At 52.0% G+C, this 26639-nt stretch carries 27 protein-coding genes and 1 riboswitch; of the genes, 25 read left to right on the forward strand and 2 right to left on the reverse strand.

Annotation, left to right across the window (positions count from 1 at the left end):
- Nucleotides 1-287 precede the first annotated feature (287 nt).
- From M0R70_09195 to M0R70_09295, 21 genes are all read left to right on the forward strand, one after another.
- Entirely contained in the window at nt 288-494 is a 207-nt protein-coding gene (locus tag M0R70_09195) for a hypothetical protein (GenBank protein MCK9419538.1), read from the forward strand.
- A gap of 231 nt (nt 495-725) precedes the next feature.
- On the forward strand, nt 726-1925 hold the full coding sequence (locus M0R70_09200) for a hypothetical protein (GenBank protein ID MCK9419539.1): 1200 nt from the start codon (nt 726-728) through the stop codon (nt 1923-1925).
- A gap of 80 nt (nt 1926-2005) precedes the next feature.
- The gene (locus tag M0R70_09205) at nt 2006-2434 is read left to right on the forward strand and encodes a class I SAM-dependent methyltransferase (protein MCK9419540.1); all 429 of its coding nucleotides are present in this window, start codon (nt 2006-2008) and stop codon (nt 2432-2434) included.
- 14 nt (nt 2435-2448) lie between these two features.
- The gene (locus M0R70_09210; protein ID MCK9419541.1) at nt 2449-2712 is read left to right on the forward strand and encodes a hypothetical protein; all 264 of its coding nucleotides are present in this window, start codon (nt 2449-2451) and stop codon (nt 2710-2712) included.
- 93 nt (nt 2713-2805) lie between these two features.
- Entirely contained in the window at nt 2806-3003 is a 198-nt protein-coding gene (locus M0R70_09215; GenBank protein ID MCK9419542.1) for a 4-oxalocrotonate tautomerase family protein, read from the forward strand.
- A 137-nt stretch (nt 3004-3140) separates the two neighbouring features.
- On the forward strand, nt 3141-3896 hold the full coding sequence (locus tag M0R70_09220; GenBank protein MCK9419543.1) for a DUF169 domain-containing protein: 756 nt from the start codon (nt 3141-3143) through the stop codon (nt 3894-3896).
- Nucleotides 3897-3976: 80 nt separating this feature from the next.
- Nucleotides 3977-4426 (forward strand): recombinase, encoded by a 450-nt coding sequence (locus M0R70_09225; protein ID MCK9419544.1) that lies wholly within the window; start codon nt 3977-3979, stop codon nt 4424-4426.
- 85 nt (nt 4427-4511) lie between these two features.
- Nucleotides 4512-4832 carry a hypothetical protein gene (locus M0R70_09230; GenBank protein ID MCK9419545.1) on the forward strand — a complete coding sequence of 107 codons (321 nt, stop codon included), beginning with the start codon at nt 4512-4514 and terminating at the stop codon, nt 4830-4832.
- A gap of 455 nt (nt 4833-5287) precedes the next feature.
- Nucleotides 5288-8152: a PhoH family protein gene (locus tag M0R70_09235; GenBank protein ID MCK9419546.1), complete on the forward strand. Its 2865-nt coding sequence runs from the start codon at nt 5288-5290 to the stop codon at nt 8150-8152.
- A 188-nt stretch (nt 8153-8340) separates the two neighbouring features.
- Nucleotides 8341-8838 (forward strand): transposase, encoded by a 498-nt coding sequence (locus M0R70_09240; GenBank protein MCK9419547.1) that lies wholly within the window; start codon nt 8341-8343, stop codon nt 8836-8838.
- Between the two features lie 122 nt (nt 8839-8960).
- Nucleotides 8961-9749 (forward strand): precorrin-2 C(20)-methyltransferase, encoded by a 789-nt coding sequence (cobI, locus tag M0R70_09245; protein ID MCK9419548.1) that lies wholly within the window; start codon nt 8961-8963, stop codon nt 9747-9749.
- The gene (gene cobM, locus M0R70_09250) at nt 9746-10504 is read left to right on the forward strand and encodes a precorrin-4 C(11)-methyltransferase (GenBank protein MCK9419549.1); all 759 of its coding nucleotides are present in this window, start codon (nt 9746-9748) and stop codon (nt 10502-10504) included. The genes cobI and cobM overlap by 4 nt, the downstream gene beginning before the upstream one ends.
- A gap of 33 nt (nt 10505-10537) precedes the next feature.
- Nucleotides 10538-12421 (forward strand): cobalamin biosynthesis protein, encoded by a 1884-nt coding sequence (locus M0R70_09255; GenBank protein ID MCK9419550.1) that lies wholly within the window; start codon nt 10538-10540, stop codon nt 12419-12421.
- 64 nt (nt 12422-12485) lie between these two features.
- The gene (locus M0R70_09260; GenBank protein ID MCK9419551.1) at nt 12486-13742 is read left to right on the forward strand and encodes a BPL-N domain-containing protein; all 1257 of its coding nucleotides are present in this window, start codon (nt 12486-12488) and stop codon (nt 13740-13742) included.
- Nucleotides 13743-13997: 255 nt separating this feature from the next.
- Nucleotides 13998-14195, forward strand: coding sequence for a DNA gyrase inhibitor YacG (locus M0R70_09265; protein ID MCK9419552.1), 198 nt, complete (start codon nt 13998-14000; stop codon nt 14193-14195).
- Nucleotides 14196-14272: 77 nt separating this feature from the next.
- Nucleotides 14273-15493: a zinc-ribbon domain-containing protein gene (locus M0R70_09270; protein MCK9419553.1), complete on the forward strand. Its 1221-nt coding sequence runs from the start codon at nt 14273-14275 to the stop codon at nt 15491-15493.
- A 417-nt stretch (nt 15494-15910) separates the two neighbouring features.
- Nucleotides 15911-17068, forward strand: coding sequence for a methionine adenosyltransferase (gene metK / locus M0R70_09275; protein MCK9419554.1), 1158 nt, complete (start codon nt 15911-15913; stop codon nt 17066-17068).
- A gap of 137 nt (nt 17069-17205) precedes the next feature.
- Nucleotides 17206-17295: riboswitch (S-adenosyl-L-homocysteine riboswitch) on the forward strand.
- Between the two features lie 7 nt (nt 17296-17302).
- The gene (ahcY, locus tag M0R70_09280) at nt 17303-18724 is read left to right on the forward strand and encodes an adenosylhomocysteinase (protein MCK9419555.1); all 1422 of its coding nucleotides are present in this window, start codon (nt 17303-17305) and stop codon (nt 18722-18724) included.
- A 189-nt stretch (nt 18725-18913) separates the two neighbouring features.
- The gene (locus M0R70_09285) at nt 18914-19795 is read left to right on the forward strand and encodes a DMT family transporter (protein MCK9419556.1); all 882 of its coding nucleotides are present in this window, start codon (nt 18914-18916) and stop codon (nt 19793-19795) included.
- Nucleotides 19796-20031: 236 nt separating this feature from the next.
- A complete protein-coding gene (locus M0R70_09290; GenBank protein MCK9419557.1) occupies nt 20032-20358 on the forward strand; it encodes a c-type cytochrome in 327 nt (108 codons plus the stop codon).
- A gap of 4 nt (nt 20359-20362) precedes the next feature.
- Nucleotides 20363-21202 (forward strand): MipA/OmpV family protein, encoded by an 840-nt coding sequence (locus tag M0R70_09295; GenBank protein ID MCK9419558.1) that lies wholly within the window; start codon nt 20363-20365, stop codon nt 21200-21202.
- Between the two features lie 256 nt (nt 21203-21458).
- Here M0R70_09295 and M0R70_09300 read toward each other — a convergent pair whose 3' ends face one another.
- Nucleotides 21459-21650, reverse strand: a complete 192-nt coding sequence (locus M0R70_09300) for a hypothetical protein (GenBank protein MCK9419559.1) — start codon at nt 21648-21650, stop codon at nt 21459-21461.
- Nucleotides 21651-21795: 145 nt separating this feature from the next.
- A complete protein-coding gene (locus M0R70_09305) occupies nt 21796-21996 on the reverse strand; it encodes a hypothetical protein (protein ID MCK9419560.1) in 201 nt (66 codons plus the stop codon).
- A gap of 650 nt (nt 21997-22646) precedes the next feature.
- Between M0R70_09305 and M0R70_09310 the strand changes: the two genes are divergently transcribed.
- The 4 genes from M0R70_09310 to hybB all read left to right on the forward strand — a co-directional run bounded on the left by M0R70_09310 (nt 22647) and on the right by hybB (nt 26617).
- The gene (locus tag M0R70_09310) at nt 22647-22964 is read left to right on the forward strand and encodes a cytochrome c (protein ID MCK9419561.1); all 318 of its coding nucleotides are present in this window, start codon (nt 22647-22649) and stop codon (nt 22962-22964) included.
- Nucleotides 22965-23316: 352 nt separating this feature from the next.
- The gene (locus M0R70_09315; protein MCK9419562.1) at nt 23317-24435 is read left to right on the forward strand and encodes a hydrogenase small subunit; all 1119 of its coding nucleotides are present in this window, start codon (nt 23317-23319) and stop codon (nt 24433-24435) included.
- A 30-nt stretch (nt 24436-24465) separates the two neighbouring features.
- Nucleotides 24466-25410, forward strand: coding sequence for a hydrogenase 2 operon protein HybA (gene hybA / locus M0R70_09320; protein ID MCK9419563.1), 945 nt, complete (start codon nt 24466-24468; stop codon nt 25408-25410).
- 25 nt (nt 25411-25435) lie between these two features.
- Entirely contained in the window at nt 25436-26617 is a 1182-nt protein-coding gene (hybB, locus tag M0R70_09325) for a Ni/Fe-hydrogenase cytochrome b subunit (GenBank protein MCK9419564.1), read from the forward strand.
- The last annotated feature ends 22 nt before the right edge of the window (nt 26618-26639 follow it).

The raw sequence follows: 26639 nt of genomic DNA on the forward strand, positions 1-26639 counted from the left end.
TGACGACGGCCGCGAAGGCATGGGATTCCCTGACAGACAAGTGCGTCAGTTGTCCCACGCGCTGCATCTCCGAACGCGACAAGAAGGCCATGATGTTTGACGAGCCCTTTTATCGATTGTAAGAAATTATAAAACATCACGAAGTGGCGCGGACCGTTCAGGGAACGAGCCCTACGATATATTATTGAAGTCGTAGGGCGTGTTTCCCAAACGCGCCGAACCGCTAATGTATGTTTCGATTTTAACGTGCCGCGGTACTATGCAATTCAGACGCGGGAGGCGGAAAAATGAGGACCGATACGGTTATTAAACACGAAGGTTTTCATGCTTTGTTCGATACGCTCTGGGTCGTGGAGACGGAATGTTTTATCGCTCTTTTGAAAAGAGACAACTTTGATTGTACGGAGTGGAGAAAAGGGCTCTGGGAAAATATAAGCGTTGAGGAACTTTCGGAGAAAGCAATGGAGTATATCAGCAACAAGCAAGGAAAGTAGCGGTTGTATTTTGACTTTTCCCCCATCATGCCGGATCGGAGCCGACATCAGGAATGCTTCGAAAACACTGGATGTCCGCTTTCGGAATGACCGGAAAATCCCGTGAAAAAACTCGAAGCAAAGTGAGCTGGTCCGAGTTGGCATATGATTTGCTAAACGAGATAAGAACGGATTTTCGGAATTATCGGGGCGGTTTCCGTCCCGTCATCTACTGGTTAATCCGGAGTAAATTTGGATATCGCAGAGCGAATATATTCTGAGCTGAAATCAGAAAATGCAAACATCTGGTATATAGCAGATAAATTTGGTTCAAAGGTAATGATCAAAGCGCCCGAGATTTCATTAAAAGCAATATTGCGGGGCTGCAGGTTATCTTTCATTTTTGGTAGAGACGATACTGCAGAGACAGTATTTATTCATGCGGGAATAAAGATTTATGATGATGTGGAGCACCCGCTGATTGTGACGGGCGTACTAAGATTTCGCGATGAGCATCTTTCATTAGAAACGATATTGAAGAATGAATCGACCCCTTTGCAGCTTTTCAATGAACTCGATGTTTGTGTAGCAACCGGTAAAATCACATTCGCAAAAGATGACCCGCAAAGAATATTATCATGGCTAAGTGCTATTGACAGTTTGTATAGTGGCGCGTTTAATCAAAGTGCTATCGCTTCCTTAGATCGCTTTGATGAATCTATAAATAAAGAACATGACGGCAATACTTCTCTATCAATCAATGTAGATGAAATAAAACCCATAATTTCCGAGTGGGTCATAATGAATAACCATTTTTTTGGTGAAAAAGAACATTACCAGATAAATGTTGATAATGCTGATGAGGGTTTTGTTTTAGAAAGTCAGATTTGGTACTCGCTTGATTCAGTTTTTGGCAATTATCTGTACAAAGGACCGCAAATCATTAAAAATGGGAAACCGCGCGAGCTAACAGATGTTCTGGCCTATCATGAATTAGGCCTCTTTCTAATAGAGTCTAAAACAGCTGCTGTCTTTTCCGCGCGAGAGAACAAGTCCGTTGAAAAGAAGATTGCAAGCATTCAAAAGCAGATAGTTAAAGGGATCAAACAAGTTGTAGGAGCCTGTAAAGCGCTGAAAGATAATTACACCGTATATGATTCACACGGTGAGGTAATTGAGCTGAACAGAAAGATAATTCCCCATTGTATAGTCCTTGTTTCAGAAATATTGCATTCAGGTGATTGGACTATCATTGATAAACATATGATAGATGCTGCAAAGAAGAACAACGTGTTTCTTCATGTTATGGACCTAGCAGAATTTATTCTGCTTCTGAAGGCCAGTTCAGGGAAAAAAGAAGTTTTTGATTACAACTTAATGAAGCGTTTCGAACAATGGGTCCAACATAGAACCATACATATGCGTAGTAGATTGAAGACTGATTCAAAATAGACGTTGATCCAACCTGCGCCTCGACTGCGACGCGCTAAAAGCGGCGCGTCAGGCGCGCGTGTTGGGCAGAAGGGTGAAATATGAAGATGAATCATGGCTTCTCTTGGCAATATGACGAATTTAAGCAAGTAGGCACGGACTACAGTAGCAAAGCCGCAGTGGAAATCTACGATTCGAGCCATGCAGACTTCCGCGACATGGAGGCCGAAAGCATAAAAATCCTCGATTCGCTTGAAATCAAGGGAGGCAATGGGCTGATCGATTTTGGATCTGGAACAGGCACTTTTGCCATTCAAGCGGCGCGACGCTGTGCCAGAGTGTATGCCATTGATGTTTCAAAGGCTATGATCGACCGCGCGGCGGCCAAGGCAATCAAGGCTGGAACATCGAATATTGAGTTTCACCATGCTGGGTTCCTGACCTACGAGCATAATGATTCACCAGTTGACGCCGTCGTGACGACGTTTGCCTTCCATCATCTTCCAGATTTTGGAAGGGCATCGCGCTAAAGCGAGTTAATAGCATGTTGAAGCTTGGCGGCCAGCTTTACATCCATGATGTCATCTTGGAGGAGACCAATGCGCTCGAGAATATCGTGGCATTGATTGATAAGCTGGCGATAGCAGGAGGGAAGCTGCTGCGAGAGGATACCGAAAGGCATTTCAGGGACGAGTATTCGACGTATGACTGGGTGATGGACGGCCTTTTGTCACGAGCTGGTTTCATGATCAAGAGTAAGCACATAGATGATGGGATACTCGGGACTTACATATGCACCAAAAACTAAAAATGCCCAACAAAGCACTGCACCGGACGACAATTCCGCTGCGCTCCATTGCCGCCGGTGAGCTTGGTCGTTATAGAAAAGGAGATGAGGACTATGCCTGTAATACGCTTGGATATTGGCAAACAATCAATTAATGCGGAGCAGAAAAAACAGTTGATTGAAAAACTTACCGAGGCAGCGGTTGAGATTACGCACATTCCCCAAAACGCATTTTCCGTGATCATTCACGAACATGATGACGCAAATTATGGGGTCGGCGGCGTCACGCTTGATAAAGTAAGAAAAATATGATATCTCTGATAGTGGGCTCTATTCGACAACGGGACATCAATTCCTATTTCAAGTTCCGGGTCTTGCAGAGGCTACGGTGATAATCGAAAAAGACCCTTTTATCGTTCGTGGGTTGATTGCAAAAAATGGATAAAGGAATGGATACCCGAAAAGTAAAAGACAGTCTAAATCGTTTGCTTCGGTATCTCCCGGTCAGGATGCCGACCACAGGGTGGTCATTTGCTCACAAAGCGCCTGCTTGTGTGGTAAGTCCTGAAAACAGAACATGGACATGCATGTTCGGCTATATAAACAGGATCGTCCGAGGCGAACCAGTCTGTTTTTCCTCTGAAAATACCGGATGCAGTGGTGCATCATGTTACTTAGGATTCAAGACGCCATCGAAGGATGCAGGTAGCTTTCTGGCGCAAAAAGAAAAGTTCAAGAAAGATGCGGCTCTCGGAAATGCTTTTTACGAACATATCGGCGCCCATGCTTCGGAAACTAAATTCATAATTTGGGGTACCATTGACAACAGCGATGAGGATGCGGAAATTGAAGTTGTCAATTTATGGGTGGATGCCGTCAATCTGGCCGGGCTTGTAACATTATCCAATTATGACCGCCCTAATAACGATAACGTAAGTGTGCCTTTTGCATCAGGTTGCCAAAGTATCTGGACTATCCCCTATAAAGAGAAGCACGCGGAAGAATCAAAAGGCATTGTCGGGTGCATGGATCCGGCTATGAGAAAATATCTGCCTTCGGATGTCGTTTCTTTCTCAGTACCAACGAAACGGTTTGTAGAAATGACAGAGAATATATCAGGAAGTTTTCTGGAACAGAGTGGATGGAAAAACTTGATGGATGAGAAAGTTCATAGCTCGGGTAGAGCACGGCGCAACCCGACATAATGATCCCAACCACGCCGTCGAGAGGGTCGCTGAGAAACGCGCCCCTCACGGCGGCGTTATGCCGGCAAGGAGAGGAAAATATGAGTTCGTACGAACAATATGAGAAGGAATGCAATAGAATCAGAGGAAAAAACAAGCTCTTATTAAAGCACTTTCAAAAATGGCTGTCAGGCAGCAAGCTTTCAAGTACGACCGTAAAAAAGCATGTTTCAAACGTCGATTTTTATATTAATGAGTTCCTTTTATATGAAGATACCATTGAAGCCGCCGAGGGCGCCGGCAGCATAGGCATGTTTCTGGGCTATTGGTTCATACGAAAAGCGATGTGGGCGAGCACAGCGGCTATCAAAGCAAATGCCGCGAGTTTGACGAAATTTTATCAGTTTATGCTTGAAACAAACAAAATAACCGGCGAAGCCCTTGAGCAACTTAAATGCAGAATAAAGGATGGCATGCCGGAATGGCTTGGGAGAATGGAAAGATATGATGATCCCAATATAGAAGACCCTGAAGAAATCTGGGGAAGATAGGAAAGACCTGGACCCAACACCAAGCCGGGAATAAGCGCCGCGAAGTTTAAGCAAGGCGCTCCGCGGCGCGTTCGGAGGATTAAACATGAAAGACTATGCAAGCAAAATTGCGGATTTCTGGCCTGCTATAATACGAGCCTGGCAAGAGAACGTGAATAGACATCCGGTTATCGAATGCAACTTGCATGAACGTAAGGTATTGGCATATCCCGCGAAGGAATACATCAATTCACTGTCGGAAAGGACCCGTTTGAAAACATTACGGCAATATGAGCAAATGACCGCCCAAGGCGGAATGATGGTTTTTATAAATGATTATGAAAAGAAAATTCTCCGGTCGTATATTTTCAACTCGGAAGATATAGAGCTGGAAACGCGACCGAATAGGAAGGCTGACAGGAAATGAACGTTAAAAAGGTATACGAAGAGACAAATGCCGCATTGGTGGAGCTCGCTGGTGAAGAAGCTCCGATTGAAATGCCGGGGCAAGGAACGGACCATGATAAGGTTCAATAACTCCTTGATGAGTATGCAAGACGACTCAAGAAGATGCGCTGGCGCTACATACTATACCGTGATAACAGAAGGATACCGGAGTTGATATGCCGGTATCTTGGAAAAATACTTACGGAAGATGAACGCAAAAAATCGAACAAGGGGATATTTCACCGGAAGCATTAGACCTCGCGGACAGTTCCGCATGGCGCGGACCGTTCGGGGAACGGTCCCTACGATAATTATTATGGTGTTGTAGGGCGCGTTCCCCGAGCCCCGTTAGAAGACAGGTCGCGGCCCGCGTCCGCGGCCTCTAACGGGGCGAGCGCGCCGCACGTTTGATTTTATCAGGAGCGAACATTCTCAATGAAAATCCTCGAATACGCCGATCTCGATGTCGCGAAGGTGAAGCGGCAGTACGAAAAAACAATCGACTTTCTCTCGAAGGACGATTTCCGCTCGGCGGATGTGAAGAAACTATCTGAACAGGGGCTGTATCGCGCGAAGCTCGATGATTCGAATCGCCTGCTGTTTAAAATCATGTTCTTTAACGGCGAACGCTACGCCCTGATTCTCGAAACGGTGCTGAACCACGCGTACGAGAAGTCGAAGTTCCTGCGCGGCGTCAGGATCGATGAAACGAAGATATTATCGGTCGATCAGGCGGAAAGCGCTGCCGGGGACGCGCCGAAGCTTCGGTATGTCAATCCCGGCGTGAAGCGTTTCCATTTTCTGGACAAGGCGATTTCGTTCGATCCGGAGCAGCAGGAGGTCTACCGGCTGTCCGCGCCGCTCATCATCATCGGTCCGGCGGGCAGCGGCAAGACGGCGCTGACGCTTGAAAAGATGAAGCGCCTGCATGGCAGAATTCTGTACGTCACGCTTTCCAAATATCTCGCGGACAACTCACGCAGCCTCTATTATTCCCATCATTACGAGAACGAGTCACAGGACTTGTCGTTTCTGTCCTTCCGGGAGCTGATCGAGACCATGCGCGTACCCGAGGGCAGGGAGGTGTCGTACCGGGCTTTCGCGGAATGGTTGTTTAAAATCCCCAGGCAGCAGCGGGTCGCGGACGCGCACCGGCTGTACGAGGAGTTTCGGGGCGTCCTGACCGGCTCGGTCGTGGATGCGGCGTGGCTCGGCAGAGAGGAGTATCTCGGCCTGGGGGTGAAGCAGTCCATCTTTCTCGACGAAGAGCGGGAGCTCGTGTATACGCTTTTTGAGAAATATCTCGCCTGGCTCAAAGCCGCCGGTCTGTACGATCCGAACATCCTCGCGCACGGGTACCTTGCGCACGCGCGGCCGGAGTACGATTTTATCGTTGTTGACGAGGTGCAGGACATCACCAATATCCAACTCCAGCTGATCCTGAAAGGCCTCAAGCGGCCGGAGGACTTCATCCTCTGCGGCGATTCCAATCAGGTAGTGCACCCGAACTTCTTTTCCTGGAGCGGCCTCAAGTCCATGCTCTACCTGTCCGAAGCGCTCGAATCCGGCAAGGTAACGAGGATTCTCCAGTCGAATTTCCGGAACGCGACGACCGTAACGGCGCTGGCGAACAAGCTGCTCATGATCAAGCAGAGGCGCTTCGGCTCGCTCGACCGCGAGAGCAATTACCTCATGAACAGTGTGTCGGACACTGTCGGCGAGGTAGTGTTCGTGAAGGACACGGAGCGGGCCAAACGCGAGCTTTCCCGGACCACGCGGAGGTCCACGAAGTACGCCGTGTTGGTCATGCGCGACGAGGACAAGGCCGCGGCCCGGCAGTTCTTCGACACCCCGCTCCTGTTCAGCATCCACGAGGCGAAAGGGCTGGAGTACGAGAACGTCATTCTGGTAAACTTCATCACCTTTGAGCGCAAGAGCTTCAGCGAGATTGTTGAGGGAATCGGGGAGCAGGACCTCGCCGGCGACCTCGAATACCGGCGGGCCCGGGACAAGACGGACAAAGCGCACGAGGTTTATAAGTTTTTCATCAATTCACTTTATGTCGCCATCACTCGCGCCGTGAACAGGATTTTCCTGATCGAAGGAGATACGGGCCATCCGCTCATCTCTCTCCTCGGTATTCGGAACGCGCGCGAAAACGTCGTGGTCGAGGAGAAACAATCAACGATCGAAGAATGGCAGGCCGAGGCCCGGCGGCTCGAGCAGCAGGGAAGGCAGGAGCAGGCGGACGAGATAAGACGGAACATCCTGAAGACCCAGCCGGTGCCGTGGGAAATCTGCACATCCGGCCGCGTTGAGGAGTTGCTCGTCCGCGCGCGGGACCCGAAGGAGGTCTCTCAAAAGCCGCGGAAGACGCTGTTCGAGTATGCGTTGTTTTATGGCGAGCCGCGCATGATTCTCCTGCTCAAACAATCGGGCTTTGACAAGGCAAAGCCGTTGTATATGGATGAATATGGTCTTCAGAGATTGCAGAGTCAGAACTACAGCCAGCAGCGCAAGGGGTTATATGCGCGGTATTTTCAGGAATACGAGGGGAAATTCTATCAGGGTATCCTGAAGCAGTGCGAGACCTACGGCGTTGATCATCGAACGATGTTCAATACGACGACGCTGATGCTGGCCGCGTCGGCGGGCAACGATTCGCTGATAAGCGAGCTTCTCGCCCGGGGAGCGAACGTCGAGCTTACGGACAACTACGGTCGCACCGCATGGCAGCACGCGCTTGCGCGGGCGGCCTATAAAAAGAATTACGCTGTTGAGCAGTTTCCGCGTGTGCATGAGCTTCTGGCGCCCGGAAGCGTCAGCCTCAAGGCGGAGGACCGTCTGATAAAGATCGACGCAAGCCAGGGAGAATTTTTATTGTATCAACTCTTCTTCTCCGTCCTGCACGACCAATTGCTTTCCTCCAGCTACATCGACTGGGTGGCGCTCACCGCGGTAAAGCTGGCGGAAATGGCCGACTCCTTGCCGGATAGCGTGACCCCGGCATACCGCAGAAAGCGGCAGTATCTCTCGTCTCTCCTGTCAAAAAACGAAACCGACAGCGCGAATCCTTACGGACGCAAACTTTTCAAGAGGTTCAGGCAGGGGTATTATATCCTGAATCCGAAACTTGCCGTTCTTCACAAGGATGAGTGGGCGCCCCTGTACCGGTACGCGGGCCTCGACCTTTTGGAGAAATCGGGTAAAGTTGTGGATGAAAAATTCGGGGTGCTGACCGATATGCTTCACGCGTGGGAAAGCGGACCCGAGGCGGCTCGGTCCGTGGAACAGCAATGACTGAGCTTTGCAGGCGCATGCGGGAAAGGCTAACATGCTTTCAGCGCTTTCAGAACATCAAAAGCGTGATATGTCCCTGAAGAATATGGTTCGGACCGTTCGGGGAACGGTCCCTGCGATTATTATAATGGTGTCGTAGGGCGCGTTCCCCGAACGCGCCGCACCTATTTGCGATAATGGAGATCACCATGGCGGAATTTCCGCAACGCAAACCAATGCGTCTCGCAACGTTTGATTATAAAGGTCCTGACCATGTTTACTTTATCACGGTCTGCGCGTACGACAAACAACCATTTTTCGCGGATCATGGCGTAGCAACAGTCATAGTGGACGAAATCAAACATCGTCAGGCTCTTGGTGAAATTAAAGCATATTGTCACTGCCTGATGCCGGATCATTTGCATCTTCTGTTATCGTTCGGAATGAAGTACGATAAGACTCTTCAAAATTGGGTTTCCGTGTTCAAGCGGTTCACGTCGCGTGAAGTGAAGGTCGCTTTCGGCATCAGCCATCTGTGGCAGCGGAATTTCCATGATCATGTGATACGCTGTAGGAGTTCCCCGAACGGTCCGAACGAACTGACCGATAAGGCGCAGTACATTTTGAACAATCCCGTGCGGAAGATGATGGTTGCCTCGTGGGAGGAATATCCGTATTGCGGGAGGATGGATGCATTGCCGTTGTGATGTGTGTTGATTGAAACGGCATGGTGCGGACCGTTCGGGGAACGGTCCCTACGGGATTGTAATTTTAATTGTAGGGCGCGTTCCCCGAACGCGCCGAACCACGTTGCAGGTTGAGGAAAAACATGACCGGAAAATTGTATGTAATCGGAGTCGGGCCGGGTGATCCTGAACTTATGACGCTGAAGGCTGTCAGAATACTGAAAGAGACGCCGTGTATTTTTGTGCCGAAAGGCCGCGAAGAAGGGTCGAGCCTTGCGCTGTCGATCGTGCGGAAGGAGCTTTCGTTGGAGGGCAAGGAGCTTGTTGAATTACACTTTCCCATGATGAAAACCGCCCCTCATCCTGGCCCTCTCCCCGGCGGGGAGAGGGAAAATGTGGATGGCCCTATCCTACGGGGGGAGAGGGAGTTCTCGCCGGCTCATGAGCTTGATTCCAAATGGAATGAAGCCGTTCATGCCATCGTTTCCGTGCTTGAACAAGGGAGTGACGCGGCCTTCATCACCATCGGCGATCCCGGGATATACAGCACATTCTTTTATCTTTATGATAAACTGCTTGAGCGCATACCCGCGCTTGCCATCGAGATTATTCCCGGCATATCTTCCATAAACGCGGCTGCTGCACGGGCCGGGCTCTCTCTGGGTCTCGGCAATGAACGGATCGCCATTCTGCCGGCAAATTATCTGGATAGCCTGGAGGAAACGCTGGAGAAGTTCGATACCGTGGTGCTCATGAAGGTCAGCAAAGTGTTCAATACGGTCAGGGATATGCTGAACAGGATGAACCGTGCGGCACAGGCGACCTATGTGGTGCGGGCAGGCATGGACGATGAACGGGTGTATAAGGACATTGGTCAGGTGAACGAGGAGGATACGAATTATTTCTCCCTCATGATCGTGAGGAAACGATGAACGCAAAGATCATTTTTGTAGGCGCAGGACCGGGAGACCCGGAACTTATCACCGTGAAGGGCAGGAAGGCGCTCGACAGCGCAGACGTGGTGATCTATGCAGGCAGCCTGGTGAACCCCGCGCTGCTCGACGGCATCAAGGCCGAGATCCACGATTCAGCGAACATGGACCTCGGCGCGATCATTGCGATCATGCGCACGGCCGTGGAGAACGGCAGATCGGTCGTCCGGCTGCATACGGGAGATACGTCGTTCTTCAGCGCCATATCAGAGCAGATCGAACGGCTCCGTGAGCTGAATATACCGTATGAGGTCATCCCGGGAGTGTCATCGGCCATGGCCGGCGCCGCGGTCCTCGGGCAGGAGCTGACCATCCCCGAGATAAGCCAGACCGTCATCTTTACCCGGATGGAGGGCAGGACCCCGGTCCCGGCCCTTGAGCGGCTCGGTTCGCTGGCATCGCACCGCGCAACCATGGCGATCTTCCTGAGCGTCGGCATGATCGAGAAGGTGCGGGACGAGCTGCTGCAGGGGTATCCACCGGATACGCCTGTGGTGATCATCGAGAAGGCAACCTGGCCGGACCAGAAGGTCATCAGGGGCGCGCTGACGGACATTGTTTTTCTGGTGAAGGACGCAGGCATCAGGAAGACGGCGCTGATCTATGTGGGGGAATCACTCCGGGCATCGGAGGCGTCGCTCGGAAAAGAGTCGAAGCTGTACCATAAGGATTTTAAGCATGAGTACCGGAAGTGAAGTGAGTCCGGAGTGATGAGTTCGGAGTGCGGAGTGAGAAAAACAGCGATCATCTATATAACTGATAATGGACTGAAGCTTGCGGAGCGGCTGAAGTCATTCTCACCTGGCGCGGAGATCGCGAAATACGCGCCGGACGTTGTCGAAGACTTGTGGCGGAGGAGCGAGGAGCTGGTGTTCATCATGGCCTCCGGCATCGTTGTGCGGACCATTGCGCCGCTGCTTAAGGACAAGCGGACCGATCCCGCGGTCGTTGTGCTGGATGAGGCGGGGAGATATGCAGTAAGCCTGGCAGGCGGCCACCTCGGCGGAGCGAACGAACTGGCGCGCGAGATCGCGGCGTTCCTGGGCAGCGAGGCGGTCATTACCACTGCGTCGGATGTGAACGGTCTACCGCCGCTCGATCTCTGGGCGCGGGAACATGATTTGGTCATCGAGGACTGGAGCATGCTTCCCCTGATCGGAACGCGGTTCGTGAACAACGGCGCGCTGCGGGTGTATGAGCAGCAGGGATCAGGGGTCGGGGGGCAGGGGTCAGAAATTAAACTACCCGATGAGTTCCTGCGCGTAGCGGAGCCGCGGTTCGCGGACGTGATCATCTCGAACCAACAGAATGCCTATGCAGGGCCTTCGTTATGCGCTGTCGCGGGAGACGACTGTTCCATCGAAACCTGCCGGGTGAAGGGCCAGCTCTATCTCAGGCCCCGAAACCTTGTCGTCGGCATCGGGTGCAACAGCGGAACGTCGCAGGAGGAGATCGAGGATGCGGTACGAAGCGTGCTCGATAGCGGCAATCTGTCGTTCCTGTCCCTGGGCTGTATCGCGACGATCGATATCAAGGGCAGCGAGCCGGGACTCAGTGCGTTCGCTCGAAAATATGACCTCCCGCTGCACGTATTCAGAAGTGCCGAGCTGAACGGCGTGGAAGGGATAGAAAGATCCGAGGTTGTATTCAAAGCGACAGGCGCGAATGCTGTCGCCGAACCTGCGGCGCTGCTTGCCGCCGGGACGAATGACCTGCTGGTGCGAAAGCAGAAGAAAGGAAACGTGACCGTGGCAGTTTCAGCGAAGACGTCAGGAGTCAGGAGTCAGCAGTCAGAAGAAAGAGGCAGGATATTCATTGTCGGGACCGGGCCGGGCAGCCTGGAGCATATCACGCCCGCTGCCAGGGACGCGATCAAAAGGTCTGATGTCATCGTGGGCTACGGAACCTATCTCGATCTCATCAAGGAACTCCTTAAGGACAAGGAAGTCGTGTCTACCGGAATGACGCAGGAAGTCGACCGGTGCCGGAAAGCGGTAGAACTGGCTCAGGCCGGAAAGACCGTTTCCGTGATCAGCGGTGGTGACCCCGGAGTATATGCCATGGCCGGGCTCATTTTTGAGATTCTGAAAGCTGAAGATGGGAAGGTGCGAGGTTGGGAAGATGAGAAAACGGAGCAAAGTAAGACGATCCCAACGTCTCAATTTCGCAACTTCTCAACCTTGCTGCCTTCAGTTGAAGTGATCCCCGGCATTTCCGCGCTGAATGCCGCTGCCTCGCGTCTCGGCGCTCCCCTGATGCATGATTTTGCCTGCATCAGCCTGTCGGACCGCCTGACGCCCTGGGAAATGATCGAGAGGCGTCTTGAGGCTGCCGCAGCAGCGGACTTCGTTATCGTCCTGTACAATCCCCGGAGCAAAGGCCGGGCCGGCCATCTCAACCGGGCGCGGGAGATCATCCTGAAGCACCGGGATGCGAAAACAGCCGTGGGCCTCGTGAAGGGCGCGATGCGGGAGCAGGAGACGGTCATCGTGACGGACCTTGAGAACATGCAGGACACTGACGTCGATATGCAGACGACCGTGATCATCGGCAACTCGAAAACATTTGTGTGGAACGATTTCATGATAACACCGAGAGGGTATGACGTGTGAGTGCGGAGTTCCCCCGATTGAGGCATTCGAGGGCAAGCTGCGTGCGGAGATCGGAGATCGAAGTTTGGAAAAAAAAAATATTGCTTTCCTCTGGGACGAGTCGTTCCTTTGGGGGCTTATGGCGTACAAGGCCCTGATGAGTGCCGGGCTTCCCTTTACCCTGGTAAGGGCGGAAGACGTTAGAAATGGCTGCCTGGACCGGCATACCGCTCTGTTCGTTCCGGGCGGGTGGGCCTCGAACAAGGTGAAGACCCTGGGTCAGGACGGCGTTGAAGCGATTAAAAGGTTCATCCATGACGGCGGCGCGTACCTTGGATTTTGCGGCGGGGCAGGGCTTGCAACCATGGACGGCATCGGTCTCGTGCCGGTCACGAGAAGGCCGACGAAAGAGCGCGTCCCGAGCTTCAGCGGCAGAATCAAATTGAAGGTGAATAACCATCCTCTTTGGGAGGGCATTCCTGAAGGTGAAGGCGTTAATTCCGAACTTGTCTTCCACGCCTGGTGGCCGTCTCAGTTTGTCATCGACGGCCAAAGCGTGAACGTTCTTGCGACCTATGGCGAAGCAATGCCTGATTCCTTCAGCTCTGATGTGAACGTAGGCGACGCTGAAGCCGTCGGCTCTTGGCCTGAACTTGAGCGCGTCTACCAGATCCATCTCGACCCGATGCGCCTGCTTGGTGAACCCGCCGTAATTGAAGGATCGTTCGGAAAGGGAAGGGTTTTGCTTTCACTCGTTCATTTCGATACGCCGTGCGATCTGAACGGTGTAGCGATGCTGCGGAATATCTGGAATTATTTTGGCTGCGAGCAGATCGTTCTCCGCGATATTCCGGCGGCTTACGAAAATGAACCCCGCCCCGTGGTTTTCCATGAGCCTCTTCTGTCGGAGTTTGAGTGGGCGGTGAATGGTCTGATCGAGTTCGGCCAACGGAACTTTCTCTGGTTCTGGAGGAATCCCATGCTTCTGCAGTGGAGGCGTGGGGTGCGGGGGCTCGAATACTGCACGCTCTCTGTCATGGTAAAAGAGCTCGCTGAAATTTTAAGAAGACAGAGGACAGATGACAGGCCACAGACAATCAATGAGCAACTGGAAAGGACCGGAGAATTGCTCCTGCCATTCGTGGATAAGGCGAAACATCTCCTGATACGGGAACGGTTTGCCATGCAGAATGCCCCTATAACCTATGAACGGTGCGATGACCTTGAAATCCAGACTCTCAGGGAAGAACTCTTCTCCCGCTCAAAGAGCCACGGCGGACTGTTTAAAGAGGTCATTGACGAGGTTGATCGATTACTGTATAGCGCGATGACTCTGCGCTGAAAAGTCGGGAGTATGGCAAGGCAGGAGCGGGCAAGGCAGGCGAAGTTACCTGTCCACACCCTTAAAGAGATCCATCCGGCAGTGTGAAAAAAATGAAGTAGTGGAAAGCTCCGGCTACGAAATTTTGGACACCGCTTCGATCCGGGCCGTATACCGCGCCGCGCCCATGCCTTCTGTTCATGGATGGATCGAAGTGCCGATAGCGTATGTTCTGAAGTAAACAGGAAGACAACCAATCCGACTCCGGACAAAAACATGAAAGACCGAACAATCACCTGCCCGATATGTAAAAAAGAAGCACCCTGGAACGGGAATGGATCCAGGCCGTTCTGCTCTGAGCGATGCAGGCTGATCGACCTGGGGAAATGGGCCTCGGACGAGTACCGTATCGCCGGCGCACGGGGAGAAATACCCGACGCAGACCGGGAAGAAAAAAATAATACAGAAGAGTAGATTATTTCTTTAAAATATACTACAATAGAACAAATACAAAGACCAACAAGCGATTTACCAACAGGAGGCTGCGCAGGATGGAAGTCCGGTGTGGAAAGTGCAACAAGCTTTTCCGTGTCTCGGATGATAAGATAACCGGAACAGGGATCAAATTCCCGTGTACGCGTTGTGGCGCATATGTCAGGATCACGCATGAGGATTTTGAGCAGTATATCCTTTCCCATGGCGCTGTTTCCGTTCTCGACCTGTTCGAACAGAAGCCCATACCCGCTGCGGCGCCTTTATCGTCGGAAGCAGCGGAACCTGCTGCCAGGGAAACTGCCCCTCCAGAGAAGGAATCACACACTTTTGACCTTACCGCTCAGACCACCCATGAGGATGCGCTGGAAGAAAATGCCCCGTTTTTTACCGAACCGGATCATGTAGCTCCTGCAGCGGCACCGGAGCCCGAGCCGGCTGTTGAAATTAAGCTTGAGCCTCTGATGCAATCGAAACCAAAGACCGTACCTTCTGTTGAATCTCAACCTGAGCCAAAGCCGGAGCCGTTTTTCGTCCCGAAGCAAAAAGCCAAGCCCACACCTGAAAGAGAAACCCTGCCTGAACCTGACAGACCAACACCTCCTGTTTCACCTCCGCCGGCAACTCCGATCCAACCGGCCGTACCTCAGAAAGAATACACCCGTTCCACTGCTCCGCCGGATTCTCCTGCGACGGAACGAATAGTGAAGGAACCCGTGTATGCTGCGACAACCTCCCATTCGGGAAGAATGTTTTTTATCGTAATCGGAACGTTAATCATACTCGGTCTGGCAGGGTATGGTGTTTTTGTCACTCTTCAACCATCTCCTCAAAAGGTGGAGGTGAAAGACGCGGCGAGTGAGATGGTCTCGATAGAAGGGCTGCAGATCGTAAACCCGGTCGGATCCGTGGACGCGAATGGGGACCTGCTTGTCTCAGGCACCATCGAGAATGCCACGGAAAAGGAGAGGACCGCCTGGCATGTGGTTTTAGAGGTCTATGATGCCCAGGGAGCCGTCCTTTCAAAAATCAGGCTCTTGAACGGCAACCAGATCTACAACCAGCGTGATTACGACATCCTGGCCAAGCGAGGCGCGAACGTTCAGGAATTAAAAGTGAAGATCCTGATGGGGAAAGGCAGTGTCATTCCCCCGAAGGGGAGCGTTAACTTCGAAGTGCGTTATTTACAGCCCCTGCCGGGTATCGCAAGCTTCGTTGCACAGGCGCTCCCATTTGATCCCGTCAAATTGCAGAAAGAAATTGCAGAGGAAACAAAGTAGCATGGATGCATATGACGCCGCATTACGCTCTGAACGGGATCGTTTTTCTTTCCGCTTCTGCCCGTTAACTCATCCCCGGTTATCCTCTCTACCCCCACTGTTTTATTTTTTGCGATAAGAGCAATCATTCAAGCCCGAATATCGGGGGGGCCGGGGCTGCGATGGCGGGCACGTCGGGCAGAGGGACCGGGCGCCTATTCGCGCAAGAAGGTTTTCAAACACGTCATCGCTGAAGCGAGAAGCTGTCCTGACAAAAAACATATTGAAAATTCAGTCAAGTTAATGTATTGTACTACCTTATTTAACGCCATCGAAGCATCGACGATACGGTTATTGACAGCGGTCACCGGCAGCAAAATCGGCAGCTGTGTTATGAAAAATAAATAGTGATGGTCATAATGGCCGGAAGGAGATCAGATGAGCAGCATTAACAAGAATTACCTTTTTACCTCGGAATCGGTAACCGAGGGTCATCCGGACAAAATAGCCGACCAGATTTCAGATGCGGTCCTTGACGCGCTGTTGGAGCAGGACCCGATGAGCCGCGTGGCCTGCGAGACGCTCCTGACCACCGGTCTCGCCATGGTAGCGGGCGAGATCACCACAAAGGGATATGTGGAGATCCCGGACATCGTACGGAAGACCATCAGGGACATTGGCTACACCCGGGCAAAGTACGGGTTCGATTCCGAGACCTGCGCGGTCATCACCTCGGTCCACTCTCAGTCGCCTGATATCGCCATGGGCGTTGACACCGGCGGCGCCGGAGACCAGGGCCTCATGTTCGGCTATGCCTGCGATGAAACGCCGGAACTGATGCCGATGACCATCATGCTCGCGCATAAGCTCACCCGCCGACTTTCGGAAGTGCGAAAGAAGGAGATCCTTCCCTATCTGAGGCCGGACGGAAAGTCCCAAGTGACCATCGAATATCGGGAAGGCAAACCCTACAGGCTTCACACGATCGTGGTCTCATCCCAGCACAGTCCCGATGTCGGGCTCAAGCAACTGCGCAGGGAGATCATCGAGAAGGTGATCCTTCCGGTGCTTCCCAAGAAACTGCTCGATGAAAAAACCATTATCTATCACATTAATCCCACGGGCAGGTTTGTGACCGGCGGTCCCATGGGCGACACCGGCCTCACGGGCCGCAAGATCATCGTGGACACCTACGGCGGCGTCGGCAGCCACGGCGGCGGCTGCTTCTCGGGCAAGGACCCGACGAAGGTCGACCGATCCGCATCATACATGGCTCGTTATGTTGCGAAGAACATCGTGGCAGCCGGTCTCTGCACGGAGGTAGAGGTGCAACTGGCCTATGCCATCGGCGTTCCCCATCCGGTCTCCATCCATGTGGACGATTTCGGAACCGGCAAGATCCATCATGACAAACTGGTCAAGATCATCAGGAAAAACTTTGACATGACGCCCAAGGGTATCGTGAAAACGCTGAACCTCAGGCGGCCAATATATAAAAAGACCGCGGCATATGGACACTTTGGCCGGACCGAGCCTGAGTTTACCTGGGAAAAGACGGACAAAGCGGCGAAACTCAAAAAGGAAGCGGGGCTTTAACGTCAGTTCGGAGTGGGGAGTTCCCCCGATAGAAACATTCGGGGGCAGGCTGCGTGCGGAGTTGAGTCTGGAAAAACATTTGACAAGGCTGTTGCCTTACGCGCAGACGCAGGACTGTAATTCAAACATCAACCCACCCCGTCGAGGGGCGCTGCAGCAGTCACCGCAAGGTGGGTCTGTCAGGCTCGAGGGGGTGATTCAACAGGCAGCAACGGCGCCCATTCATTAACCTGAATGGAGAGCTTTATGTCACCTAAAGACTACGTCATCGCCGACATCAACCTGGCCTCGTGGGGCCGCAAAGAAATCGCCATCGCCGAAACTGAAATGCCCGGCCTGATGGCGATCCGTGAGGAGTTCGCCAAGACCCAGCCGCTGAAAGGCGCGCGCATTACCGGGTCGCTGCACATGACCATCCAGACCGCCGTGCTGATCGAGACGCTGAAGGCGCTCGGTGCGGAAATCCGCTGGGCTTCATGCAACATCTTCTCGACCCAGGATCACGCTGCCGCTGCTATCGCTGCGGGTGGCACGCCGGTGTTCGCGGTCAAGGGCGAAACGCTGACCGAGTACTGGGACTATACGCACCGCATCTTTGAATGGTCGGGTGGCGGTTTGACCAACATGATTCTGGACGACGGCGGCGATGCCACGCTGCTGCTGCACCTGGGCGCACGCGCTGAAAAAGACGCATCGGTGATCAGCAAGCCGACTTCCGAAGAAGAAACCATCTTGTTCGCTTCGATCAAGGCCAAGCTGGCAACCGACAAAACCTGGTATTCCAAGCGCCTCGCCGCCGTGAAGGGTGTGACCGAGGAAACCACCACCGGCGTGCACCGTTTGTACCAGATGCATGAACGCGGCGAACTGAAATTCCCCGGCATCAACGTAAACGACTCCGTCACCAAGTCCAAGTTCGACAACCTGTATGGCTGCCGCGAATCACTGGTGGACGGCATCAAACGCGCCACCGATGTGATGATCGCGGGCAAGATCGCGCTTATTTGCGGTTACGGAGACGTGGGTAAAGGCTCGGCACAGGCCATGCGCGCTTTGTCGGCTCAGGTTTGGGTGACCGAGGTCGACCCGATCTGCGCGCTGCAAGCCGCGATGGAAGGCTTCCGCGTCGTCACCATGGAATACGCCGCCGACAAGGCCGATATTTTTGTGACCTGTACCGGCAACTTCCACGTCATCACCCATGACCACATGGTGAAGATGAAGAACAACGCTATCGTGTGCAACATCGGTCACTTCGATAACGAAATCGACGTCGCCTCGCTGGAAAAATACCAGTGGGAAGAGATCAAGCCGCAGGTAGACCACGTGATTTTCCCTGACAACAAACGCATCATCCTGCTGGCCAAGGGGCGTCTGGTGAACCTGGGTTGCGGCACCGGCCATCCGTCCTACGTGATGAGCTCTTCTTTCGCCAACCAGACCATCGCGCAGATCGAGCTGTGGACTGAGGCGCAGAAGGGCTCCAACAAGTATCCGATTGGTGTGTATACGCTGCCCAAGCACCTCGACGAAAAAGTCGCGCGTTTGCAACTGAAGACGCTGAACGCGCAACTGTCCGAGCTGACCGACCGGCAGGCCGCTTACATCAACGTGCCGAAGCAAGGCCCGTACAAGTCGGAGCACTACCGCTACTAAGCGGGCCGTGGGCATGAAGATCGACAAGCTTACACCCGAGCAGAAACAGTACCTCGCATCGTGGGAAATGGGGACCTAACGAATTAGGAGTGCGGATTGACAAATGCGGAATGAGGGGCCGTTTTTTCGCTTCTTCTTCCGCATTTTTCTTTTCCAGTCCGCAATCTGCACTTCGAATTCCGCATTCGAATGAACAACTACCTTAAAATTATAGCCGCCATGCTGATCTGGAGCACCTGGGGTATCATCATACGCTGGCTTGCCCTTCCTGCAGTCGTTGTTCTCTTTTATTCATCGCTGGTCGCAAGCTTCACGGTGCCTGCGGTGCTGAGCATAAGAGGAGAACTTGATCTTTCAGGTGTTCGCGAGGTCTGGTGGCTTTTTGCCCTGCTTGCTGTTTCGTCGGTCACGAACAATGTCACGTATTTTTATTCACTGGCGCACACCTCGGTGTCGAACGCCGTGTTTACCCACTACACGGCGCCGCTCTTTGTCGCTGTCCTTGCGCCGCTCATCATCGCCGAACGGCTCCTGAAGGTGACCCTCGTTTCCCTTCCCGTCGCAGCCCTCGGCATGGTCTTGATCGTGCTGGCCGGAGGAGGCCTCCGCATAGGAACTGGTGATACGTCCGGGATCATCGCCGGAATGGTTTCCGGAATCGCCTATGCGTTCATTATCATCTATTCGCGAAAACTGAGCCAGATGCTGCTCCATCACAAAGCGGTTGTTATCTTGCTCTGGACCACGACGATCGTGACAGCACCGTGGGCCTTGTTTATGAACTATCATATCGGCTATCGCACAGCGGGTCTTCTACTGATAACCGGCGTGATGCATTCCACGCTTGCCCCGCTCCTCTATTATAGTGCACTCAGAAAAGTGATGGCCCAGCATGCCGCGATCCTCGGTTACATGGAACCGCTCGCCGCGATCCCGCTCGCGTATCTGTTCCTGTCGGAAACCCCATCATTCGTCGCCCTGTTCGGCGGCATCCTCATTCTCTTCTCCGGGTATCTGGTGATCCACTCGCGTTTCAACGCTCAACACGAGACGAACGCGGACCTGCAGTAATAATATAATTGACAGGATTGCAGAATAACGCCGGATAAAAATATGCGCTTGTATTTAATATCCTGTTCATCCTGTTATCCTGTCGAATTGCTGTCCTTAGATTAATTCATTCCATCTTGTTTAGATTTTAATGGTACTGGCTCAGTATCGGTTTAGTTTCTTGCAAGTAAAGTTATTTTAGCTATAATAGTTATATCTCAGACTGATTGGGATCAAAAACAAAGAGGAGAAATACCATGAAAAAAATAATATTGACTATAGCGGTCATATCCATTCTGGGCATCGGAGCGCCTGCGTTAGCGGAAAAGCCGTCAACCGGCAACCCCGGCGAGGAGAAGTTCAAAGAACACTGCGCCCTGTGTCACCCTGCTGGCGCAAATATCATCAATGCAAAGAAAACACTGCACAAAAAAGACCTCATCGCGAGCAAGATTAAAACCGAAGCCGATATCGTCAAAATTATGCGGACACCGGGCCCGGGTATGACCACGTTCGATGCAAAGACCCTCTCGGACAAGGATGCCGGAGAAATAGCAAAATATATACTCAAGACCTTCAAATAACATCATGAAACGATTCATCGTTTTTCTGTCGGGATTCCTGTGTGCGTTGCTGGTTTCTCTTTGCGGCGCGGAGGAGTTACCTCTCTGGGAAGCGGGAGTGGGTGTTACCGGCCTGAGTATTCCGGATTACCGGGGTTCTGACCAGAACCGGGGATATTTCCTGCCCTTGCCTTATCTTGTGTATCGAGGGGAGATCCTGCGGGTGGACAGGAAGGGAATGTACGGTCTGCTGTTCGAATCAGAACGAGTGGTGCTGAATATTAGCGCAGACCTGGGAGTACCGGTAAACAGCGGCAAAAACTCCGCGAGGACCGGTATGCCCAGTCTCGATCCAGCCGGACAGATAGGGCCGTCTCTGGAAGTGTGCCTGTTCAGCAAGTGTGACGCCGACCGGGTAGTGCAGTTCCGCTTTCCGGTTCGCGCCGTGGTGGCCACGGACCTGTCCCAATTCTCCGGAATCGGATTTGTCGCCAATCCACAGCTCAATGTTGATCTCAAGAACATTGGTCCCGGTGGAGAGTGGAATTTCGGCTTTGCACTCGGCCCGCTCTTCGCCACGGAACAATATCATGACTACTACTACCAGGTTTCCCCGCAGTATGCCATTCCCAATATCCGTCCCTCCTATGATGCTCAATCCGGATACAGCGGTACACTGTTGGTTCTCGCGTTAAGCAAACGTTTTGAACATATCTGGTTCGGCGCATTCGCCCGCTACGATGAACTGACCGGCGCAGTATTCGAAAAAAGTCCTTTAGTGAAGACCAAACGTTCTTATATGGGAGGCTTTGGAATTGCCTGGGTATTCGGGAAGTCAAAGACTTTGGTGCATGCATCTCCATAACGATCGAGACGCACTTATCGCAGGGGAGGAGATGCCATATACCATTGGTTGTCAGCACAGTTCTCGAAAAAGGGAGAAATACAACATCTGTCAGAGAATAAGTGATTTATCTGAATTGACAAGGAGGTAGGGAATTACACAACAGAGCCTGCTCCAGCACAGACGGATACGTTCTTGCTTTGATCCGGGCAAGGCTCTAGTGAGCTAACAATGGATGAACATGCGTCAGATGCAGGCTTATCTTATGATAAAAAGCCTAAAGGTAATTCGGTATTTGCATCAGCTTCTCAATGTAACCCTTCCACAATTTTCGGCCATATTTTGATGCTTTCCAGACCATCCAAACAGCGACGACGGCCAAAAAGAACGGCCACGCCATCACAATATAGGCGACTGCTGCGAACACTGCGATGAAAATACTGGCTGCTTTGATAATAAGATCAGACATGGTTTCCTCCCCTGACGCACTCGGCGGATTTTACTCCTCATCTTTCCTGCCCTATAACCCGTTCTCCGATCTCATTATATCCGGAGGGTTGAGATCATCGGCTCTGTTGTCCCATTGATGATATTGCTGATAAATACCAACGGATCTATTTCAGTTTGGGAGCAGGAGAAGTCTTGATAAAGGCTTCGTAAACCGCTACTCCGAACAGAACTACAGCCGCAAGCAAGAAAAGGATGTCGGCATAAGCTGAAATAGAATTGCTTTCAAAAAGCGCAGGCAGCACACCTCTCAGCCCGAATGCCGTCAAACACGCCAGAACTACCACCAATACGATTCTATTAACCATTGTTTTATCCTCCTGTACTGTTAGTTTTCGTGTATACAGGTACTCCGTTTCAAATAAAGGTTGTGAATATGCGGTTGAATTCCGCGCTACTAATTGTATCGAGTTATAGAAATAAAAATATAATAATAACAACAGCAAAAATATCAAATGTAACTAAAGGTAGCATATGTATTTTAGTCAGTAACATATGCTATATAAAGATGTTAACACAAATAAAGTAAATGTCCATAGTTTTTTTCATATGTTTTGGGGCATAATTTTATGCTGTTTTGACGAAGAACGATAAAAGAATTATGGTTATAAAGAGTGCGGTAAAAAGAGAGTAAGAGCATAGTCTTAATGTGTGCTATAGAGAGCACTCTCCGAAGCGGTAGGTGAACAACACCCGAGTTGTCCCCGCCTTTTCCCCAGCGGTTTCTCTTTATTCATGTCACTAAATCATGCGTGACCGCGTTTTTATCTTACCTTGCAATTGATCTTTCTTGAGCTATACTTTAATCTGCACAGGCTGTTTTTTTACGATCCTTTTTGGGTAATTAAGATATCCAAATAGGGACGGTTTTAGATCGAATGGGTATTTCGGATAGGCGTATATACTCGTATACGCCTATTCACTACGGTGCGATGCCTGCAGCCAATAAAGGGATGTTATGATAAAAAATGGATATGTTCTCAGCATGCTTGTAATCGGTTTTTTGATTATTGCCATGAACGGGTGTGAAATGAATTCCCGGGGCGTGCAGATATTTCAGAATAGCCGGTGCCATGAGTGTCACACCATCAAAGGGAAAGGCGGAGCCGCCGGACCAAATTTGACCTTTGTCGGCAGCAAGCGTTCCCGTGAATATATTATCGAGCAGATCAAGAATCCAAAATTTCACAACGCAAACAGCGACATGCCTTCTTTCAGTCACTTGCCGGAGCAGGAAATCAATGACCTGGCTGACTATCTTTCGGGGTTGAAATAAGAAATGACGTTCCGACTATATATAAAATGATGTTGTGTAACAACCTGCTCATCAGCAGTGTCCTGTTGTTCAAATCACTACATGGGCGGAGATGTCATTCCGAGCCCTTCAGAGTGTCATTCTGGTGTGTCGTACAGCATTATAATAGGGGCCAGTCAAAACAACAATAAAACGCTACAAAAGTACACAAATTTCTTGACACCCATTGGTATTTCTGATATTAGTGATATTACTATTAGAACTTTTAATAATTACATTTAGCAGGTAATCTTTTTTTTGGCTATTTACTCTTTCCATTGGTCTCCGGCAAACATAACTTTGGTGAAATTTTCTTTTTCTCGAGGGGGGTAGTATGAAGAATACGGATTTCAAGGCATTGAGCAATCACATGGGTGGTGTTTCACGCAGGGATTTTATGAAGTACTGCAGTGTCATGGCAGTCGGGATGGGATTGCCGATTGGGATGGGAGCCCAGATCGCGGAGGCGGTCACGAAAGCGGCAAAACGACCGCCGGTGATCTGGTTCTCAGCTCAGGAGTGCACCGGTTGCTCAGAAGCCCTTCTTCGTTCCACCCATCCGTCCTTTGAACATTTGATTCTCGACCTGATCTCCCTGGATTACCATGAAACGCTCAGCACTCCGTCGGGCCACCAGGCCGAAGCTGCGCGCGCGGCGTCAATTAAGGAGAACAAGGGGAAATTCATCCTGGTCGTGGACGGCTCGATCCCGATTAAAGACAACGGCATCTACTGCATGATCGGCGGCAAAACAGCGCTGGATATTCTGAAGGAAACATCCAAAGATGCGGCGGCCATCATAGCCATCGGGTCCTGCGCCGCATGGGGCGGTGTTCCGTCAGCAGGCGGAAACCCGACCGGGGCGACACCGGTGCACCAGATCATCAAGGACAAACCGATCATCAACATTCCGGGCTGCCCGCCGAGCCCGTATAACTTCCTCTCAACGGTCCTCTATTATGTCACCTTCGGAAAATTTCCCGAACTCGATAAACTGGGGAGACCCAAGTTCGCCTATGGCAGGCTGATCCACGAGAATTGTGAGCGAAGACCACACTTCGATGCCGGCCGGTTTGCCACCGAGTTCGGTGATGAAAACCACCGCAAAGGATACTGTCTCTATAAGTTGGGCTGCAAGGGGCCGGAGACTTACGCGAACTGCCCGACGATCCAGTTCGGCGATGTAGGCGGCGGAACATGGCCGGTCGGCATCGGTCATCCCTGCTTCGGCTGTACCGAGGGGGGCATTGGCTTTAATAAGCCTCTCTTTACGAAGGCAAATCTGCATCTGGTAACGCCGCCCGACACCTATCCGCATATTGTTGAACAGCAGGGCAAGGGCGTAGGCGCTTCGCTCGGTGGAGTGGCGGTCGCGGCCGCGGCTGCGGGCGCGGCCTATGCAGCCGTCAACGGGGTCGTGAAGAAGCTTGACAAGGAAGAAAAAGGGAAATAATAAGGCCACGGGGAGATATAACCTATGGAGATAAAGAGAAGAGATTTTCTGAAAGTAGCCGCGGCCGGCGGACTGATGGTGGCGGCGAATGCCGGTCCGGCCCTTGCCCGCGACGCGAAGGCCCGCATCACCGGGGCCGTGGGTCTGTTGTATGACTCCACGGTCTGTGTCGGGTGCAAGGCCTGCGTATCGGCATGCAAACAGTATAATGAAACACCACCGAGCTTTTCCTCGAGCGATGAACTCTGGGACAATCCACTCGATAACGATTCAAAGACCTATAACAGCATCAAGTTGTACAAGGACGGCACCGCAGAGGTAAAGGACCGCGAGAAGGACGGCCATGCCTATATCAAGCGCCAATGCATGCACTGCGTGGACCCGGCATGCGCCTCGGCCTGCCCGGTATCTGCCTTGAAGAAGGATGAAAAGACCGGTATCGTGACATACAACAAGGATGCCTGCATCGGCTGCCGGTATTGCCAGCTCGCCTGTCCGTTCAATATCCCGAAGTTTGAGTGGGAGAAGGCGTTTCCAGAGATCCGAAAGTGCGAGCTGTGTTCCCATCGTCTTAAGAAGGGCGAGATTCCCGCGTGCGCGGAATTCTGTCCGACCGGGGCCTGTGTTTTTGGACCGGTGGAGGAACTCCTCGCTGAAGCGAAAAAGCGCCTCACCTACAAGCCAGGCGACTCTGAAATGTACCCGGTTGAACGCGTAAACGGCAGGCAGATGACGGAACGAATGGTTGTTCCCTATATCCCCCGCGTTTATGGCGAGAAAGAAGGCGGAGGCACGCAAGTGCTCTACCTTGCGGGTGTCCCGTTTGACAAGCTTGGCCTGCCGGACCTGGAGGAGAAGCCATCGGCCCAGCAATCCGAGACCATTCAACACACCCTGTACAAAGGAATGATCGCCCCGATCGTTTTCCTGGGCGGACTGGTATACATCGTACACAAGAACACAAAAGACGAATAAATCATCCCTAATCATGGAGAGACCTATGTCAGAGGAAAGCAAACCAATAGGTGGAGAAGTACTCACAAAACCATTTAAAGTGCTGATGGCGTTCGCATTGTTTGCCGCGGCGCTGGTGGTCATCCGTTTCATCTTTGGACTGGGCTCGGTAACGAACATGAACGACGGCTACCCCTGGGGCATCTGGATCGCCTATGACGTGGTCGCCGGCACGGCAGTGGCCTGCGGCGGATACGCCATGGCTATTCTGGTCTACGTGATGAACAAGGGCGAGTACCATCCGCTTGTGAGGCCGGCGCTTCTGGCAAGCATGTTCGGATATACCCTTGCCGGAGTTTCGGTCATGTTCGATATCGGGCGCTATTGGCAGGCCTATAACCTGTTTCTGCCGGCCTTTGCGAATCCGAACTCGATCCTGTTCGAAGTGGCCCTCTGTATCGCCCTGTACTCACTGGTGCTCTGGCTCGAGTTTATTCCGGCCTTCCTTGAAGGTCTGGTCAAGCACAAGCATGGTTTGCCGAAATTTGTCCAAAACTGGGATGTCCGGGGCCTGCAGAAATTCTGGAACAAAATACTGTTCTTCTTCATCGCCGTGGGCATACTGCTGCCAACCATGCACCAGTCTTCCCTTGGCACCATGATGATCATAGCGGGAAAGAAACTCTCGCCGCTGTGGCAGACCGGAATGCTGCCGCTCCTGTATCTGATCTCAGCCGTTACGATGGGATACGGCATCGTCATCTTCGAATCCATCTACTCGTCCCAGGGCCTCAAGCGGCCCATGGAGACGTCCATGCTTGCCAGACTGTCCGGGATCATACCCTGGCTTCTCGGCTCCTTCGTGGTCGTCAGGCTTGGCGATGTCATCTTCCGGGGAGCGCTTGGTTCGCTCTTCCACTTCAACAAGAATACCCTCATGTTCATCATCGAGATTGCGCTTTTTGTCTATCCGCTGGTGGTCCTCATGAACAAGGGCAACAGGACCCGGCCCCGCGCGCTGTTCCTTTCCGCGGCGGCCATCATTCTGGCCGGCTCGCTGTACCGCTTCAATTCCTACTTGATCGCACTCAGTCCGGGACCGGGATGGCATTATTTCCCGTCATTCTCGGAGATCATGATCACGTTCGGGATCATCTCCTTCGAGATCATGGCGTATCTGTATATCGTAAAAAAATTCCCGGTTCTGCCGAAGGCGGAGCACGCATAATTTTATCTTAAGGAGATTCTAC

The sequence above is a fragment of the Nitrospirota bacterium genome (assembly GCA_023229435.1).
Taxonomy (GTDB): domain Bacteria; phylum Nitrospirota; class UBA9217; order UBA9217; family UBA9217; genus JALNZF01.

Coding starts and splice junctions, on each gene's coding strand:
- M0R70_09195 (MCK9419538.1), top strand. CDS start 288: ATGAGGACCGATACGGTTATTAAACACGAAGGTTTTCATGCTTTGTTC.
- M0R70_09205 (MCK9419540.1), top strand. CDS start 2,006: ATGAAGATGAATCATGGCTTCTCTTGGCAATATGACGAATTTAAGCAA.
- M0R70_09210 (MCK9419541.1), top strand. CDS start 2,449: ATGTTGAAGCTTGGCGGCCAGCTTTACATCCATGATGTCATCTTGGAG.
- M0R70_09215 (MCK9419542.1), top strand. CDS start 2,806: ATGCCTGTAATACGCTTGGATATTGGCAAACAATCAATTAATGCGGAG.
- M0R70_09220 (MCK9419543.1), top strand. CDS start 3,141: ATGGATACCCGAAAAGTAAAAGACAGTCTAAATCGTTTGCTTCGGTAT.
- M0R70_09225 (MCK9419544.1), top strand. CDS start 3,977: ATGAGTTCGTACGAACAATATGAGAAGGAATGCAATAGAATCAGAGGA.
- M0R70_09230 (MCK9419545.1), top strand. CDS start 4,512: ATGAAAGACTATGCAAGCAAAATTGCGGATTTCTGGCCTGCTATAATA.
- M0R70_09235 (MCK9419546.1), top strand. CDS start 5,288: ATGAAAATCCTCGAATACGCCGATCTCGATGTCGCGAAGGTGAAGCGG.
- M0R70_09240 (MCK9419547.1), top strand. CDS start 8,341: ATGGCGGAATTTCCGCAACGCAAACCAATGCGTCTCGCAACGTTTGAT.
- cobI (MCK9419548.1), top strand. CDS start 8,961: ATGACCGGAAAATTGTATGTAATCGGAGTCGGGCCGGGTGATCCTGAA.
- cobM (MCK9419549.1), top strand. CDS start 9,746: ATGAACGCAAAGATCATTTTTGTAGGCGCAGGACCGGGAGACCCGGAA.
- M0R70_09265 (MCK9419552.1), top strand. CDS start 13,998: ATGAAAGACCGAACAATCACCTGCCCGATATGTAAAAAAGAAGCACCC.
- M0R70_09270 (MCK9419553.1), top strand. CDS start 14,273: ATGGAAGTCCGGTGTGGAAAGTGCAACAAGCTTTTCCGTGTCTCGGAT.
- metK (MCK9419554.1), top strand. CDS start 15,911: ATGAGCAGCATTAACAAGAATTACCTTTTTACCTCGGAATCGGTAACC.
- ahcY (MCK9419555.1), top strand. CDS start 17,303: ATGGAGAGCTTTATGTCACCTAAAGACTACGTCATCGCCGACATCAAC.
- M0R70_09285 (MCK9419556.1), top strand. CDS start 18,914: ATGAACAACTACCTTAAAATTATAGCCGCCATGCTGATCTGGAGCACC.
- M0R70_09290 (MCK9419557.1), top strand. CDS start 20,032: ATGAAAAAAATAATATTGACTATAGCGGTCATATCCATTCTGGGCATC.
- M0R70_09295 (MCK9419558.1), top strand. CDS start 20,363: ATGAAACGATTCATCGTTTTTCTGTCGGGATTCCTGTGTGCGTTGCTG.
- M0R70_09300 (MCK9419559.1), bottom strand. CDS start 21,650: ATGTCTGATCTTATTATCAAAGCAGCCAGTATTTTCATCGCAGTGTTC.
- M0R70_09305 (MCK9419560.1), bottom strand. CDS start 21,996: ATGGTTAATAGAATCGTATTGGTGGTAGTTCTGGCGTGTTTGACGGCA.
- M0R70_09310 (MCK9419561.1), top strand. CDS start 22,647: ATGATAAAAAATGGATATGTTCTCAGCATGCTTGTAATCGGTTTTTTG.
- M0R70_09315 (MCK9419562.1), top strand. CDS start 23,317: ATGAAGAATACGGATTTCAAGGCATTGAGCAATCACATGGGTGGTGTT.
- hybB (MCK9419564.1), top strand. CDS start 25,436: ATGTCAGAGGAAAGCAAACCAATAGGTGGAGAAGTACTCACAAAACCA.